This is a genomic window from Sphingopyxis macrogoltabida, assembly GCF_001314325.1.
Lineage (GTDB): Bacteria > Pseudomonadota > Alphaproteobacteria > Sphingomonadales > Sphingomonadaceae > Sphingopyxis > Sphingopyxis macrogoltabida.
Genome location: NZ_CP009429.1, coordinates 5043853 through 5059519, shown reverse-complemented (window position 1 = coordinate 5059519; position 15667 = coordinate 5043853). Strand labels below are relative to the sequence as shown.

The window sequence follows — 15667 nt, the reverse complement described above, 5'->3', positions numbered from 1 at the left end:
TGGCCCCTTCGTCTAGCGGTCAGGACGCGGCCCTCTCACGGCTGAAACACGGGTTCGATTCCCGTAGGGGTCACCAGATATTTTCGCCGCGGCGACGACATGCCGCCTGCTCCTTGCTCCGAACTGGCGCCGAAGCCGACCGGATCGCGCTGGGCTTGCCGCGCCCGGCACGGCAGCAGGGCGGGGTGAGCGATCATGGGGGCCATATCCATCTCGTCCTGCCGGACCCGACCGAGCGCGCGGCCTGTTTTCGCGCGCTCGCGGCGGGCAGCAGCCGGATCGTGCGCAGCTTTGCGGATGCCGACGCCTGGCTCGAGGCCGAAGCCGAGCATGAAGGCGGCCTGTTGCTGTTCCACTGGCGTCAGCCGGGCCCGACGAGCGGCGCCGCGCTGCTCGAGCGGATCGCGGGGCGCGCCAACACGACGATTTTCGTCGCCGCCGACCGGCTGAGCATCGCAGAATCGCGTGCGATCCTGCGCGGCGGGGCGCAGGACCTGCTTCCCGCCCCGCTCGACCCGCGGCTTGTCCGCCGCGCCGTCGACCGCTCGCTCGGCGACTGGCACCTCCGGCAGGATGCGCTGACCCGGCATCGCGACGCCGAAATGCGGCTCGCCGCGCTGACGCCGCGCGAACGCGATATCGTCGGCGCGATCGCCGCGGGGCTCGGCAACAAGGCGATCGCCCGCCGCCTAGACCTCAGCCCGCGGACGGTCGAGGTGCACCGCGCCAACATCATGCGGCGCGCGCAGGTCGGCAGCGTCGCCGAACTGCTGCGATTGCAATTCATCGCCGAATCGGCCGGCGAACCGCCGAACCCCATCCGTTTCGGCGCATAAGGCGGGGCCGAACCGGCCGGATCGGTCGCAAGGCGCCTATAAGGAGATTGAACGGCGTACCGCCCTTGAGTTGGTCCCCATCGGCGCAGCCGTTCGCCCGCCCGTGCCAACCCCACCTGGCACGCGCAATCGAGCAGGGCTGGCGACGGCTTCCCACCACCGCCGGCCCTGCTTCCAAATCCTAACTTCCCGCGACCAGCCCGCGCTGTTCGGCGCGCCCCATCGACAACAGGATCGGATCGGCCGCCTGCCGCGCCATGAAGTCGGCCTTGCTGCGGATGCCCTGCCATTCGATGCCGATCAGCGACTGCGCGATCGCGCCGCCGAGCGTGTCGCCGGGGCCGGGCAGGATGATCACGTCGGGCGCATATTCCTTCACCGCCACCTGCACCGACAGCGCGAAATCATAGGGCGCAAGAATCTGGTGGCCGAAGGTGTAATCCCAGACCGCGTCCGGATCGCTCGCGAAGCGGCGCCAGATATGACCGCGGCCATCGACCATCGGGATCGCGGGCGCGCCGAACAGCGAGGCGGGCAATTCGGCCTTCGCCTTGTCCGAACTGCCGAACATCAGCGGCGTGTGGAAGGGACCGTGACCCGCGAGGCGCAGCGGATCGCGCCCCGGGGTCGGCGGCGTTTCGGCGAGCAGCGCGGCGAGCCCGTCTTCATTTCCCGCGAAGACCAGCATGCCCGCCAGATTGATCGACAGCGCGAGCGCACAGCCGGGGCGCAAGCCGATGTCGGCGACAAGATCGAAAAGCCTCTCGCGCAGGCCGGGAACGGGGCGCCAATCCTCGTCGACGACCTGCAGCAGGATCTGCCCGCCGGGGCCGTGCGTCTGGCTGTTGAGCCCCATCGCATTCGAAATGCGGAAGCCGTCCTCGACCGAAACGGCGCCGCCGAGCGCGAGCGCGCTGTACCAGCCCATCGAATTGCCCGCGACCGCGACGACATCATATTTGTCGCGATCGATGCTGAGCCAGTCGAGCGCGGTCGCAGCATAGATCAGCGGCGCCGCGACATCGCCGCGCATATGCGTCGCGACGCTGAAACGGTCGGCGCCGTCGAGTTCGGTGACCGTCGGCTGGCCGCGGTCGCGGCGCTGCGCATCGAAGCCGGCAATCAACCCCGCAAAACGCTGCCCGTGCAGCCGCGCGATGCTGCCGAGTTCGCCCTTGCCATAGGTACCGCGGCCGGGGGCGACGACGAGCGCACTTCTGCGCGCGCTCATGCTAGCAGCTCCTTGGCAGCAGCGTAAATGCTGTCACGGCTCGGCAGCGTCAGCGTTGCCGCCCGCCCCAGCGGAATGAAGCTGTCGTCGGCGGCAATCCGCGCCAGCTTCTTGTCCGGGGTGCGCTCGACGAAAGTCGCCATCAGCGCCTCGCTCTGCGAGCCGGTGATGCGGCATTCGTCGACGATCAGGATGCGCTTGGCATCGCCGACCGCGGCGACGAGCTTGTCCTCGTCGACCGGGCCGAGCCAGCGCAGGTCGATGACGCGCGCCTTGACGCCGTCGGCGGCGAGTAATTTCTCGGCCTGCCGCGACAAATAATAGCCGTTGCCATAGGTAACGATGGCAAGGTCGGTGCCCTGCCCGTGCACCCCGACGTCGCCAAGGCGGATCGGCGCGCCTTCGCCCGGCGCCTCATAGAGGCTGGTCCACAGGCCGTCGCCTTCCTCGTGCAGGTCGCGCGTCATATAGAGCGCGATCGGCTCGACGAAGACGACGACGCGCTGTTCCTCGCGCGCCAGCCTTACGCATTCGCGCAGCATCGCCACGGCATCGCGGCCGTTCGACGGCACCGCGAGGATGACCCCGGGGATGTCGCGAAACACGGCAAGGCTGTTGTCGTTGTGAAAATGGCCGCCGAAGCCCTTCTGGTAGCCGAGCCCGGCGATGCGGATGACCATCGGATTGGTATATTGGCCGTCCGAGAAGAAGCTCAAGGTCGCCGCCTCGCCGCGGATCTGGTCCTCGGCATTGTGGACATAGGCGAGGAACTGGATCTCGGGCATCGGCACGAAGCCGTTGTGCGCCATGCCGATCGCCAGCCCGAGGATCGCCTGTTCGTCGAGCAGGGTGTTGATGACGCGCGCCGAACCGAAGCGCTGGTGGAGCTTCGCGGTGACGTTATAGACGCCGCCCTTCGGCCCGACGTCCTCGCCCATCACCGCGATTTCCTTGTGCGCGAGCATCAAGTCGGCGAGCGCCCAGCTCAAGAGCCGCGCCATATGCATCGGCTTGTCCATCTGCCCGGCGTCGCTGCCGAACATCGCCTTGCGATCCTCGGCCGCAGGGCTGTTGGCGCGAACGACGTCGCGTTTCGGCGGCACGAGGCTGGCCATCACATGCGCGGGGGTGGTGATCTTGGGGCGCCTTATCGCGGCTTCGGCCTGCCGGGCCAGCGTGGCGCCGATCTCCTCATAGGCGTCGGCGACCTCGGCGGGCGACATCCAGCCCTGCTCCGCCATCAGCGCCGCGCCCTTGAGCAGCGGATCGCGCGCCTCGTCGGACTCGATGAGCGCCTTGGGCAGATAGGCGCCCTGCACGTCCGAACCGGCGTGGCCATAAAGGCGCACCGTCGCCATGTGGAGGAAGACGGGTTTGCGCGTGCGACGCGCATAGTCGGCAGCTTCCTTCGCGCCGGCATAGGCCGACGCCAGATCGGTGCCGTCGCACTGGATGTAGTGCAGCCCGGCGCGATGGCGAAACTGCGCCTCGATCCATCCCGTCGGCGTCCGCGTCGAGATGCCGATGCCATTATCCTCGCACAGGAAGATCAGCGGCATCGGCGAGCCCTGGAACGCCGTCCAGCCCGCGGTATTGAACGCACCCTGCGCGGTCGAATGGTTGGCCGAGGCATCGCCGAAGCTGGTCAGCACGATAGCGTCGTCGGGAAGCGGCAACTCTTTCATGCCGAGCCGCCGCGCGATACCGATCGAAAAGGCGGCGCCGACCGCCTTCGGCAGGTGCGAGGCGATCGTCGAGGTTTGCGGCGGGATCGCGAGCGGCTTCGACCCGATCACCTTGTGCCGTCCGCCCGAAATCGGATCTTCGCTCGACGCCGCAAAGCTCAGCAACATGTCCCACGTCGGCGTACCGCCGGGAAGCTGGCGCGCGCGGTGGAGCTGGAAGGCGTTCGAACGATAGTGGAGGAATGCCATATCGGTGACGCGCAGCGCCGCGGCCACCGCGGCATTGCCCTCGTGCCCCGACGATCCAATCGTATAGAAACCCTCGCCGCGCGCCTGCAAATGGCGCGACAGCCGGTCCATCTGGCGGCTGGTGAGCTGCGACAGGAAGATGTCGGTGGCGTCGCTGCGCGACAGGCCGATGGCGGCGGGATCGGGCGCATCGGGGCGTCCCGGGAGATTTCTTCCTGCCAGCGCGGCCAGAAATTTCTCATGCACTGCCTGCGCCGCGTCCAATGCCCGTCTCCCACCGCGTCAACATGGTTGCGCCGGCAACCACCCGTCGATCTTCGCGCGCTAGAACGGGGCTGTTCGCCGCGCAAGCCTCTCTTGCCTTCCCGCGCCGCATCGCGCTACCACTCCTCCGATGAACGACCGGGGCCGGGCCAGCTTTTCAATATGATATCCTTGTGGATCGCCCAGGCTTCGGCCGCCGCCGAGTCCGCCGGACCTGTAGACGGTCAGGGATGGCTGATCGATCCCGAACTCGTCGACCCCGGCTATGGCCAGACCGTCGCGGGCGGCGAAATCCAGACGGGCTTTCCGCCCCCGCCGCCGCAGCCCGAAACACCCGAATGGCTGAAATCGCTATTTAACGCGATCGGCGACTTCTTCCAGTGGAGCGCGCCGGCAGTGAAGCCCATATTGTGGGTCGGCGCCGCGCTGCTTCTGCTGTTCATCCTCTATCATTTCGTTCCGGCCTTCGCCGAATGGGTCGACCGGCTGCGTTTCGGGCGGCGGCGCGCCGCGGCCGAGGAGAATCAGGTCGGACAGGCCGAAGCCGGCGCCGCCCGCGCGCTGCTCGCCGAGGCCGACGCACTCGCCGCCGAGGGCCGCTTCGCCGAAGCGATCCATCTGCTGCTCTATCGCAGCGTCGAGGATATCGAGGGGCGCCGCCCGGGGCTTGTCCGCCCGGCGATGACCTCGCGCGAGCTCGCCGAGGCGCACGACCTGCCCGGCGTCGCCCGCGACGCGTTCAGCCGCATCGCACGCGCGGTCGAGATCAGCCTGTTCGGCGGGCGATCGATCGACGCGGGGGCGTGGGACCAGTGCCGCAGCGCCTATGCCGAACTGACCGTACCGCGTAACTGGGCGCGGACATGAGCGGCGCCGCCACCAGCGACCATGGGTTCAACCCGCGCCTGATCGCGGGGGTCGTCGCGATCGGCGTCATCGCCTTCATCGCGCTCTGGGCGCTGATCGCGCTCGGCCCGCAATTGTCGAGCGGCAACAACGGCGGCGGCCATGCGCTGGCGAAGGGCGCGCCGGGCTATGCGGGGATCGTCGACCTGCTCGAACGCGCCGGTGCCGAGGTCGAACTGCGCCGCACGGTCGAAAGCCAAAGCTATGAAGAATATCACCCGCTGCTCATCCTGACCCCGACGCATCGCAGCCGGCCCGAAGAGATTAGCGAGCTGATCGACGCGCAAAGCGGCGGCAAAGTCCTGATCATACTGCCGAAATGGGAGGTGATGACCGTCCCCGGACAGGCGGCCAAACCCGGCTGGGTCGGCGCAGGCATCCCCGTGACCCCGTCCGCGCGGCTGCTCCCCGAAGCGCTGTTCGGCAAGGTGACGGTCGCCGCGGCGCCGGGCAAGGCCGCGGTGGTGCCGGCCGACCTCGCGAACCGCGTATTTTCGGTGACGCTGCCCGCCAATGTGCAGACGGTGAAGGGGGAGCAGCTCGACGTGCTGATCGCGGGGCCCGACGGCGGCGCGGTGCTGGCGCGGTCGCGCGAGCACGACCGCTATATCCTCGCCGACCCCGACCTCATCAACAATCTCGCCTTTGCCTCGCGCGACAAGGCGCGGGGCGCGGCGATGCTGATCGACGCGATCGGCGAGGATGCCGATGCGAACGCGCTCGCCTTCGACGTCACGCTGAACGGACTCGGCGGCGGGCGCTCGCTGCTCCGTTTCGCCTTCGTCCCGCCGTTTATCGGCATCACCCTGTGCCTGATCGCGGCGGGGCTGCTCGCGCTGTGGCAGGCCTGGGCGCGTTTCGGCCCGGCGCTGAAGCCCGCCCGCGCGATTCCGGTCTCGAAAGCGGCGCTGATCGCCAACAGCGCCGATCTGATCAAGCAGGCACGGCGCGAACTCGACGGGGCCGACGCTTTTGTAAAAAGCCAGCGCGGTGCCATCGCGCGCCGGCTCCACGCGCCGTCGGGGCTCGACGACGGCGGGACCGACGCGTGGATCGACAAGCATCTGCCGGCCGGCAGCGACCTCTTCTCCGCGCTCGCCCGGCGGCTGCCGCTGGCGCGCAACACCCACGAATTTCTGGCAGACGCGCAGGCGCTGCACGACATCAGGAAGGATTTACTCCGTGACAGCCAATAATATCGCCGAAGGGATCGCGGGCGTGCAGGCGCTCGGCGCCGCGATCGAGGGCGAAGTCGCCAAGGTCGTGTTCGGGCAGGCGCCGCTGACCCGGATGGTGACGATCGCACTGCTCGCGGGCGGCCATGTCCTGCTCGAAGGCCCGCCGGGCACCGCCAAGACGCTGCTGGCGCAAGCCTTCGCGCGCGCCACGGGGCTCGATTTCGGGCGCATCCAGTTCACCCCCGACCTGATGCCGGGCGACATATTGGGATCGAACCTGTTCAACTTCCAGACGTCGAGCTTCACCCTCACCAAGGGGCCGATCTTCACCGAGTTGCTGCTCGCCGACGAAATCAACCGCACCCCGCCGAAGACCCAGGCCGCGCTACTCGAAGCGATGCAGGAACGCCGCGTCACGATCAACGGCGAACCCCATATGATGAGCCCGCGCTTCACCGTGCTGGCGACGCAGAACCCGATCGAACAGCAAGGCGTCTATCCGCTGCCCGAAGCGCAGCTCGACCGTTTCCTGTTCAAGCTCGTCGTCGATTATCCCGACGCCGCCGAGGAACGCCGCATCGTCGCCGATCATGGCGGACGCTTCAAAAGCCCCGCGGTCGCCGATTTCGGCGTGACCAAGGTCGCCGATGCCAAGGCGATCGGCGCCGCGATCGACACGATCGCGACCGTCCGCCTCGCCGACGAGATCGTCGATTATATCGTCCGCCTCGTCCGCGCGACGCGCGAGAGCGCCGACCTGGAGTGCGGGGCCAGCCCGCGCGCCGCGACCCTGCTGGCGCGCGCCGCCTGCGCCGCAGCGGCGCTCGACGGGCGCGACTATGTGATCCCCGACGATATCCAGCGCCTCGCCGCCGGCGTCCTGCGCCACCGCGTGATCCTGTCGGCCGCCGCCGAGATCGAGGGCCGCAATGTCGAACAGGTCGTCGCCGCGCTGCTCGAACGCGAGGAAGTCCCCCGGTGATCTACCCCACCCGCCGCGCCATCTATTTGCTGCTGCTCGGCGCCCCGCTCGCGCTGGCGCTCGGGCTGGTCCGGCCCGAACTGTGGCTGGTCGCGCCCGGGTGGATCGCGGTAATTCTCGCCTGCCTGCTTCTCGACACGATTGCCGGGGCCAGCCCGCGCCGCCTCGCGCTCGACACCCGCTTTCCGCATCAGGTCGGCGTCGGCGACCCGTTCGACCTGTCGGTCACCGCCGGCGGGGTCGCGGTGCCACGGCGCGCCGAACTCGCGCTCGCGCTCGACGACCGGCTCGCCGCCGGCGGACGCCTCGCCGGCACGCTGCGCGCGGTCGAAACCGGCGACGGCAGACCGCAAACGCTCGCCCAGACGCTGTCGCTCGCCGCGACGCGGCGCGGACAGGCGCTGGTCGAGGCGCTGTGGATCCGCTGGGCGGGACCGCTCGGGCTCGTCTGGAAACAGCGCCGCTTTGCCGTCGACCGGCCGATCAGCGTCGTCCCCAGCCTGCGCGCGGTGACCGAGGAAGGCAGCCGGCTGTTCCAGCGCAACAGCTGGTTCGGCCTTCGCCAGCAGCGCTTCCGCGGCGAAGGCACCGAGTTCGAGGCGCTCGCCGAATATCAGCCGGGGATGGACCGGCGCGCGATCGACTGGAACGCCACGGCGCGCCACGTCAAACTGCTCGCCAAGGAATATCGCGTCGAACGCGACAATCGCGTCGTCCTCGCCATCGACGGCGGCCGGACGATGGCCGAGCCGGTCGGCGGCATGCCGCGCGTCGACCGCGCGGTGTCGGCAGCGCTGCTCCTCGCCTATGTCGGGCTCAAACTCAACGACCGGATCAGCCTCTTTTCCTTTGCGGCCAAGCCGCACACGCTGACCCCCGCCTATATGCACACGCAGGATTTTCCGGCGCTGCAACGCGCCGCGAGCCTGATCGACTATGCCCATGTCGAAAGCAATTTCACCCTCGCGCTCACGACGCTCAGCGCCCAGCTCAACCGCCGCTCGCTGATCATCCTGTTCACCGAATTCACCGACGCGACAAGCGCCGACCTGATGATCCGCGCCGCCGGCCGGCTGGTGCAGAAGCACCGCCTGCTGTTCGTCGTGATCAAGGACGAAGAGGTCGAGGGCGAGGAAAAGCGGCGCCCCGAAAGCGGCGCCGACGTCACGCGATCGAACGTCGCGGCGGCGATGCTGCGCGACCGGCAACTCGTCATCGCGCGGCTCCAGCGGCTCGGCGCCGACGTGATCGAGGTTCCGGCCGACGCGATGGGCGCGAGCGCGGTCGACGCCTATCTCGGCATCAAACGGGCCGGCAGCCTGTGACCCCGCCCGCCACGCCCGCCCCCGTCGTGGCAGCTCCGGCCTTCTCGACCGGCCGCTTTCGCGCCGAACGCGAGGCCGACTGGATCGCCTTCGACCTGCTGCTCACCAAGCTTGAAAAGAAGGGCGCCAAGGCGCTGACCAGCGACGAGCTGCTGCAGCTTCCCCTGCTCTATCGCGCCACGCTCTCCTCGCTGTCGATCGCGCGCGCGACCAGCCTCGACAAGGCGCTGCTCGATCATCTCGAGGCACTGTCGATCCGCGGTTATTTCCTCGTCTATGGCGTGCGCGAAACGCGCTGGAGCCGGGTGCGGCGTTTCTTCCTCTACGACTGGCCCGCTGCCGTGCGATCGGTGTGGAAGGAAACGATCGTCATCGCGCTGATCATCATCCTCGGCGCGCTGACCAGCTACTCGCTCGTCGCGCACCAGCCCGAATGGTATTTCAATTTCGTCCCCGAAGAGATGGCGGGCGGCCGCGATCCGCGTGCGACGGCCGAATATCTCCAGTCGACCCTCGGCCATGGCAAGGCGGCGGGCGAGCAGGAAAGCGGGCTCCACGTCTTCGCGACCTTCCTGTTCACCCACAACAGTCAGGTGTCGATCCTCTCCTTCGCGCTCGGCTTCGCCTTCGGGGTGCCGACGATGATGCTCGAATATTATCAGGGCATCGGGCTCGGCGCGATGCTCGCGGTGTTCGCGAACAAGGGCCTCGGTTTCGATTTCGGCGGCTGGCTGTTCATTCACGGCACGACCGAACTGTTCGCCGCGGCGCTGTCGGGCGCCGCCGGGCTCCGGATCGGGACCGCGGTCGTCTTTCCCGGCGCGCGCGGCCGGCTGGAGGCGGCGTCCGATGCCGGGCGCACCGCGGGCAAGGTGATGGTCGGGGTGATATTGATGCTGCTCGTCGCCGGGCTGCTCGAAGGTTTCGGGCGCCAGCTCATCACCGACACGCTGCTGCGCTATGGCATCGGTACGCTGATGCTGCTGTTCTGGCTCGCCTATTATTATGTCCCGCGGCGCGAGGATGTCACATGACCGCCGCGAGCAACCTCAAACTGCGCGAGGCGCGGGCGAAGAAAATCCGCCAGTTCATCACGCCCGAGGGCGTCGACCTCGAACTGAAGATCGCGAGTGCGGGGCTGCGCCTCGGCGCGCTGGTCGTCGACCTGACGCTGATCGTCGTCGCCCTGCTCGTCTTTTCCTTCCTCATCGCGTGGGTCGGCGTCGGGTCGAAATCCGACATCGCCTATGTCGTCTGGATGCTCGGCTTCTTCGCGCTCAGGACCTTCTGGTTCATCGGCTTCGAACTCGGGCAACGCGCCGCGACGCCGGGCAAACGGCTGATGGGCATTCGCGTCGTCGCGCGCGACGGCGGGCGGCTGACGGCGGATGCGGTGGTCGCACGCAATCTGATCCGCGAACTCGAACTCTTCCTGCCGCTGATGATGCTCGGCAACGGCATTTCGGAGGATGCCATATCGGGCTGGACCGTGCTTGCGGGCGTGCTCTGGTCGCTGACGCTCAGCCTGTTCCTGCTGTTCAACCGCGACCGGATGCGGATGGGCGATCTGATCGCGGGGACGTGGGTGGTGATGGCGCAGCGCGTCAAGCTCGACGCCGATATCGGGGTCGCCGGCGACCAGATGGGCGCCATCGCCTTCACCGAAGCCGAACTGTCCGTCTACGGAATTTTCGAGCTGCAGGAGCTCGAACGCGTGCTGCGCGCCCGCGACGCGCGCGCGATGCGCGAGGTCGCCGACACGATCCGCGCTAAAATCGGGCGTCCCGTCGCCGAAGAGGATGACGTCTTCCTGCTGAACTACTATCGCCAGTTGAAGGCCCGGCTCGAACGCAAGCTGCTGTTCGGCAAGCGCCGCGAGGATAAATATGCCAGTGACTGATACGCTTTCCCCGCCCACCGCCACCGCTTCGGTGACCGATGCGCTGCATCGCCGCCGTTCGGTGCGCGCGTTCACCGACCGGCCGGTCGACCCCGCGCAGCTCCGCGACATCTTCGCCGCCGCGCAGCGCGCGCCCTCGGGCGGCAACCTTCAGCCCTGGCAGGCAACGGTGCTGACCGGCGCGCCCTGGCAGGCGGTCCAGGACGCGGTCGCGACGCGGATCGCGATGGGGCGCGAAGGCTATGAGCCCGAATATGACATCTATCCCAAGGGGCTGACCGATCCGTGGGAAAGCCGCCGTTACGGCGTCGGCGAGGCGCTTTATGCATCGCTCGGCATTCCGCGCGAGGACAAGCCGGCGCGGCTCGACCAGTTCCGTCACAATTACCGCGGTTTCGGCGCGCCGGTGATGCTGTTCCTCCATTGCTCGCGGATCATGGGCCCGCCGCAATGGTCCGACATGGGAATGTGGCTGCAATCGGTGATGCTGCTGCTCGTCGAACATGGCCTCGCGAGCTGTCCGCAGGAATGCTGGGCGATGTATGGCGCGACGGTGCGCCGCACGCTGGGGCTCGGCGACGACCAGATCCTGTTTTCGGGGCTCGCGATCGGCTATGCCGATGAAGGCGCGGCGGTGAACCGGTGGCCGGTGCCGCGCGTAGAGCTGGAAGACGTGATCGATTGGCAAGGATTCGGCGAATGAGCTGGCAGCGCGCCTGGTTTCGATACGGCACCGCCGTGCCGCTGATGCTCGCCGTCGCGAGCTGCACCGCCATCCCGACCCCCGAAGCCCCGCCGCCCGCCCCCGCGCCGCTGCCGACCCCGGCCCCCGCGCCGGCCCCCGCCCCGCCGACGAGCGGGTCGTGGGAAAGCCGCGCGGTCAACAATGGCGCGTGGCGCTATGACGCGGGCAGCCGCACCGCCGCTTTCGTACCGACCGGCGGTGCCGCCCCGCTACTGACCATGGCCTGCACCGGCAGCACGATTCGTCTGACTTCGGGCCTTGCCGGCGACGTCAGCCTGCGCACCAGCGCCGGCAACGACCAGCTCCGCTTCGAGGACGGCAATGCGACGGTGCCGAACCGCGATATCCGCCTCGACCGCATCGCCTTCAGCCGCGGGCGCTTTGCGCTGGAAACCCCCGGCGGCAGCGGGCTGACGCTGCCGGTACAATCGGAGATTGGCCGCGTGATCGAGGATTGCCGCTAGCCGGGATGTCGGCTTTGGGGTGGTGAGCGGACGTTTCCAACTTTTGTCATCCCCGCGAAAGCGGGGACCCAGAGTAGTGTAAACCCGCCCTGGGTTCCCGCTTTCGCGGGAATGACACAATTGAGGAATTCCAAACGACTTACGTCCGCTTCCGGCCGGCTCCAGTCATTCGTCATCCCAATCTCCGAGACCACAAAGGATACAGACCGAACGCCCGCATACCGGCTTTTGTGGCTTTAACCCCCCAGCCGCACCGTCCCGCCCCTGATCCAGCCCCAGCGGCACGGGCCCTGATATTCGCGCGCGTTCGGCACCGATTTCCCGACCCCGCACATGTCCGGGTCGGTGCCCGGCGCCGCGAACACCACGCCGAACCACGCGTCGTTGTCGGCCGCCTCGCACAGCGACACGCTGGCGCCGCCCGCAAGCTTTGCCTTGACCGCGCGCGTTTCGCCCGGCGCCCAATAGACGTCGGTGCCGCCGTCCTTGACGCGGCTGATGCTCGAACAGGCGGGCAGGCTCGGCCCCTCGGTGCCGATCATCACCGCGCGGGTGGCCAGCGGCTCGCCCGCGACGGCAGGGGCATTGTCGGCGGGCGGCGCGGGCTGCGAACAGGCGGCGAGCGCGAGGATGGAGAGCGAGGCGACAAGACGATGTTTCATGGTCCGAAACTAGCTGTCGCGGCGCGGCGGCGCAACGCCCCATCGGGACAGGCCGAGAGCGGCATTTTCGCTTGGGTTTTACCGCTTCCGACCCTATATAATCGATATGACGGACACCCCTGAAAATATCGCCCCGACCGCGCCCGCCAACCAGCCCAATACCAACGCCTATGGCGCCGATTCGATCAAGGTTCTGAAGGGCCTCGACGCGGTGCGCAAACGCCCGGGCATGTATATCGGCGACACCGACGACGGGTCGGGGCTGCATCACATGGTGTTCGAGGTCAGCGACAATGCGATCGACGAAGCGCTCGCGGGCCACTGCGACCTTGTCCTGATCACGCTCAACAGCGACGGATCGGTCAGCGTCGAAGATAACGGCCGCGGTATCCCTACCGGCATCCACGCCGAGGAAGGCATTTCGGCCGCCGAGGTCATCATGACCCAGCTCCACGCCGGCGGGAAGTTCGAGAATACCAGCGACGACAATGCATACAAGGTGTCGGGCGGCCTGCACGGCGTCGGCGTCAGCGTCGTCAACGCGCTCAGCGAATGGCTCGAACTCACCATCTGGCGCGATGGCGAAGAGCATTGGATGCGTTTCGAACATGGCGATTCGGTCGCGCCGCTCAAGGTCAACGGCCCCGCCCCCGCCGGCAAGAAGGGCACGCGCGTCACCTTCATGGCGTCGACCGACACGTTCAAGAATGTCACCGAATTCGATTTCGAAAAGCTCGAGCATCGCTATCGCGAACTCGCCTTCCTGAACTCGGGCGTCCGCATCAAGCTCGTCGACGCGCGGCATGCCGAGCATCAGAGCCACGACCTCTTCTACGAAGGCGGCATCGCGGCGTTCGTCAAATATCTCGACCGCAACAAGAATGCGCTGCTGCCTGACCCGATCGCGATCAGCAGCGAACGCGACGGCATCGGCATCGACGTCGCGCTCGAGTGGAACGACAGCTATTATGAAAATGTCCTCTGCTTTACGAACAACATCCCGCAACGCGACGGCGGCACCCACCTCGCCGCCTTCCGCGCCGCGCTGACGCGCACGCTGAACGGCTATGGCGACAAGTCGGGCATCCTCAAGAAGGAGAAGGTGTCGCTGACCGGCGAGGATATGCGCGAAGGCCTGACCGCGATCGTGTCGGTCAAGTTGCCCGATCCGAAGTTCAGCTCGCAGACCAAGGACAAGCTGGTCAGCAGCGAAGTCCGCCAGCCGCTCGAAAGCCTGATGGCCGACCGGATGACCGAATGGCTCGAGGAAAATCCCGCCTATGCCAAGGCGGTGATCCAGAAGGTGATCGACGCCGCCGCGGCGCGCGAGGCCGCGAAAAAGGCGCGCGAGCTGACGCGGCGCAAGGGCGCGATGGATATCGCAAGCCTGCCCGGCAAGCTCGCCGACTGTCAGGAACGCGATCCCTCGAAATGCGAACTCTTCCTCGTCGAGGGTGACTCGGCAGGCGGCTCGGCGAAGCAGGGCCGCGACCGCCATGTGCAGGCGATCCTGCCCTTGAAGGGCAAGATTCTGAACGTCGAGCGCGCGCGCTTCGACCGCATCATCTCGTCGAAGGAAGTCGGGACGCTCATCCAGGCGCTCGGCACCGGCATCCGCGACGAGTTCAACCTCGAAAAACTGCGCTATCACAAGATCGTGATCATGACCGACGCCGACGTCGACGGCGCGCATATCCGCACCTTGCTGCTCACCTTCTTCTACCGCCAGATGCCCGAGATTATCGAGGGCGGCCACCTCTACATCGCCCAGCCGCCGCTCTACAAGGTCGCGAAGGGGCGCAGCGAAGTCTATTTGAAGGACGATACCGCACTCGAAAATTACCTCGTCGATGCGGGGATCGATGCGTTGCTGCTCGAAACGCCGGGCGGGGCGCGCTCGGGTGCCGACCTGCGCGGGCTGATCGACCATGGCCGGCGTCTCCGCGCGCTGATGCGCTATGTGCCGCGCAACCTCAATCACGGGCTCGTCGAGGCGCTCGCGCTCACCGGCGCGCTCGATCCCGAACTCGACACCGCGGGCCGCCACAGCGCCGCGGCAACGAGCGCGACCTGGCTCAACGCCGCCGAGCGCGCGCTCACCGGCGGTGCCGAGGCGGTGTGGACCGTCGAAGCGGTCGAAGGCGGCGGCTACACGCTCGAACGCCGCTGGCGCGGGGTCAGCGATCATCACGCGATCGACGCAGGCTTCCTCGCCAGCCAGGAAGCGCGCCGGATGCACAAGCTCGCCGCCGAACAGGCCGACAGCTATGCCCGCCCCGGCCGACTGGTGAAGGCGACCGGCGCGGTCGTCGAGGTCGAAACGACCGAAGGCGAAGAGGATGACGCACCGGCCGCGCCGAACGCCAAGGCCAATCCGGTGACGCGCCCGTCCGAACTGCTCGACGCGATTTTCGCGCACAGCCGCAAGGGCCTCGCGATCAGCCGCTACAAGGGGCTGGGCGAGATGAATGCCGAACAGCTCTGGGAAACCACGCTCGATCCGTCAAACCGCTCGCTGCTCCGCGTCGAGGCCGAACAGGCCGATGTCGCGCACGAAATCTTCGAGCGGCTGATGGGCGACGAGGTCGAACCGCGGCGCGATTTCATCCAGACCAATGCTCTGTCGGTCGCGAATCTGGACGTCTAACAGCACATCCGGCCGCAAATAGGGTGCGATCCAACGCGCGGCGGCTTGTCTTCGCACGCCGCCGCTGCTCTGGGCCTCTCCACCAAAAGGGGAGGATGTCATGCGGGCCTTTTCAGCCGTGCTGATCCCGCTTCTGCTGACGGTCTCGGCCGCGGCGCAGGAAGCCGAAGTCTTGGACGACCCGATCGCCGCTGTCGATCAGGATACCGAAATCGACGGCGGCATGGCGAGCTATTATGGCGACGAACTCGCCGGCAACCGCACCGCGAGCGGCGAACGTTTCGACCCCGACGGACTCACCGCGGCGCACCGCACGCTTCCTTTCGGCAGCATGGTGCGCGTCACCAACACCGTAAACGGCGACAGCGTCATCGTCCGCATCAACGACCGCGGCCCCTTTTCGCGCGGCCGCGTGATCGACGTCAGCCACGCCGCGGCGCGCCAGATCGGCATGCACCGCAGCGGCACCGCGCGCGTCAAGCTGGCGCTGCTCAACGCCGACTGAGGTTGGCAACGCTGGGAAGGCGTTCGGTTTCGGCCGGTTGATGCTGTTTAGACCAACCCCACCCGTTCGCATCGAGCGAAGTCGAGAT

General features: G+C 67.6%; 14 protein-coding genes and 1 tRNA gene. 12 read left to right on the top strand and 3 right to left on the bottom strand.

Annotated elements, in window-relative coordinates:
• Position 1: 1 nt before the first annotated feature.
• Together LH19_RS24440 and LH19_RS24435 are read left to right on the top strand one after the other, a co-directional pair.
• Positions 2-76: transfer RNA gene (locus LH19_RS24440), tRNA-Glu, on the top strand.
• Positions 77-113: 37 nt separating this feature from the next.
• Positions 114-836 carry a response regulator transcription factor gene (locus tag LH19_RS24435; RefSeq protein WP_082396133.1) on the top strand — a complete coding sequence of 241 codons (723 nt, stop codon included), beginning with the start codon at positions 114-116 and terminating at the stop codon, positions 834-836.
• Positions 837-1017: 181 nt separating this feature from the next.
• Here LH19_RS24435 and LH19_RS24430 read toward each other — a convergent pair whose 3' ends face one another.
• The gene (locus tag LH19_RS24430) at positions 1018-2067 is read right to left on the bottom strand and encodes an ACP S-malonyltransferase (protein WP_054732475.1); all 1050 of its coding nucleotides are present in this window, start codon (positions 2065-2067) and stop codon (positions 1018-1020) included.
• Complete coding sequence (locus LH19_RS24425) at positions 2064-4265, bottom strand: dehydrogenase E1 component subunit alpha/beta (RefSeq protein WP_054732472.1); 2202 nt, start codon at positions 4263-4265, stop codon at positions 2064-2066. Before LH19_RS24425 ends, LH19_RS24430 begins: the two co-directional genes overlap by 4 nt.
• 162 nt (positions 4266-4427) lie before the next feature.
• Between LH19_RS24425 and LH19_RS24420 the strand changes: the two genes are divergently transcribed.
• The 8 genes from LH19_RS24420 to LH19_RS24385 are packed head-to-tail and all read left to right on the top strand — an operon-like array spanning position 4428 to position 11765.
• Positions 4428-5132 (top strand): DUF4129 domain-containing protein, encoded by a 705-nt coding sequence (locus LH19_RS24420; protein ID WP_054732467.1) that lies wholly within the window; start codon positions 4428-4430, stop codon positions 5130-5132.
• Positions 5129-6367 (top strand): DUF4350 domain-containing protein, encoded by a 1239-nt coding sequence (locus LH19_RS24415; RefSeq protein WP_054732464.1) that lies wholly within the window; start codon positions 5129-5131, stop codon positions 6365-6367. Before LH19_RS24420 ends, LH19_RS24415 begins: the two co-directional genes overlap by 4 nt.
• Position 6368: 1 nt before the next feature.
• A complete protein-coding gene (locus LH19_RS24410) occupies positions 6369-7331 on the top strand; it encodes an AAA family ATPase (RefSeq protein WP_167346305.1) in 963 nt (320 codons plus the stop codon).
• On the top strand, positions 7328-8656 hold the full coding sequence (locus LH19_RS24405; RefSeq protein WP_054732461.1) for a DUF58 domain-containing protein: 1329 nt from the start codon (positions 7328-7330) through the stop codon (positions 8654-8656). The genes LH19_RS24410 and LH19_RS24405 overlap by 4 nt, the downstream gene beginning before the upstream one ends.
• On the top strand, positions 8653-9690 hold the full coding sequence (locus tag LH19_RS24400; RefSeq protein WP_145923591.1) for a stage II sporulation protein M: 1038 nt from the start codon (positions 8653-8655) through the stop codon (positions 9688-9690). The genes LH19_RS24405 and LH19_RS24400 overlap by 4 nt, the downstream gene beginning before the upstream one ends.
• On the top strand, positions 9687-10556 hold the full coding sequence (locus tag LH19_RS24395; protein ID WP_054732458.1) for an RDD family protein: 870 nt from the start codon (positions 9687-9689) through the stop codon (positions 10554-10556). Before LH19_RS24400 ends, LH19_RS24395 begins: the two co-directional genes overlap by 4 nt.
• Entirely contained in the window at positions 10543-11259 is a 717-nt protein-coding gene (locus LH19_RS24390; RefSeq protein WP_054732454.1) for a nitroreductase, read from the top strand. The genes LH19_RS24395 and LH19_RS24390 overlap by 14 nt, the downstream gene beginning before the upstream one ends.
• Positions 11256-11765 (top strand): hypothetical protein, encoded by a 510-nt coding sequence (locus LH19_RS24385; protein WP_054732451.1) that lies wholly within the window; start codon positions 11256-11258, stop codon positions 11763-11765. Before LH19_RS24390 ends, LH19_RS24385 begins: the two co-directional genes overlap by 4 nt.
• A gap of 236 nt (positions 11766-12001) precedes the next feature.
• On the opposite strand, the gene LH19_RS24380 is transcribed toward LH19_RS24385, so the two are convergent.
• Complete coding sequence (locus LH19_RS24380) at positions 12002-12427, bottom strand: hypothetical protein (protein ID WP_054732448.1); 426 nt, start codon at positions 12425-12427, stop codon at positions 12002-12004.
• Between the two features lie 106 nt (positions 12428-12533).
• On the opposite strand from LH19_RS24380, the gene gyrB reads away from it, so the two are divergent.
• Together gyrB and LH19_RS24370 are read left to right on the top strand one after the other, a co-directional pair.
• A complete protein-coding gene (gene gyrB, locus LH19_RS24375) occupies positions 12534-15074 on the top strand; it encodes a DNA topoisomerase (ATP-hydrolyzing) subunit B (protein ID WP_054732446.1) in 2541 nt (846 codons plus the stop codon).
• 100 nt (positions 15075-15174) lie between these two features.
• On the top strand, positions 15175-15579 hold the full coding sequence (locus tag LH19_RS24370; protein ID WP_054732442.1) for a septal ring lytic transglycosylase RlpA family protein: 405 nt from the start codon (positions 15175-15177) through the stop codon (positions 15577-15579).
• Positions 15580-15667: the final 88 nt, after the last annotated feature.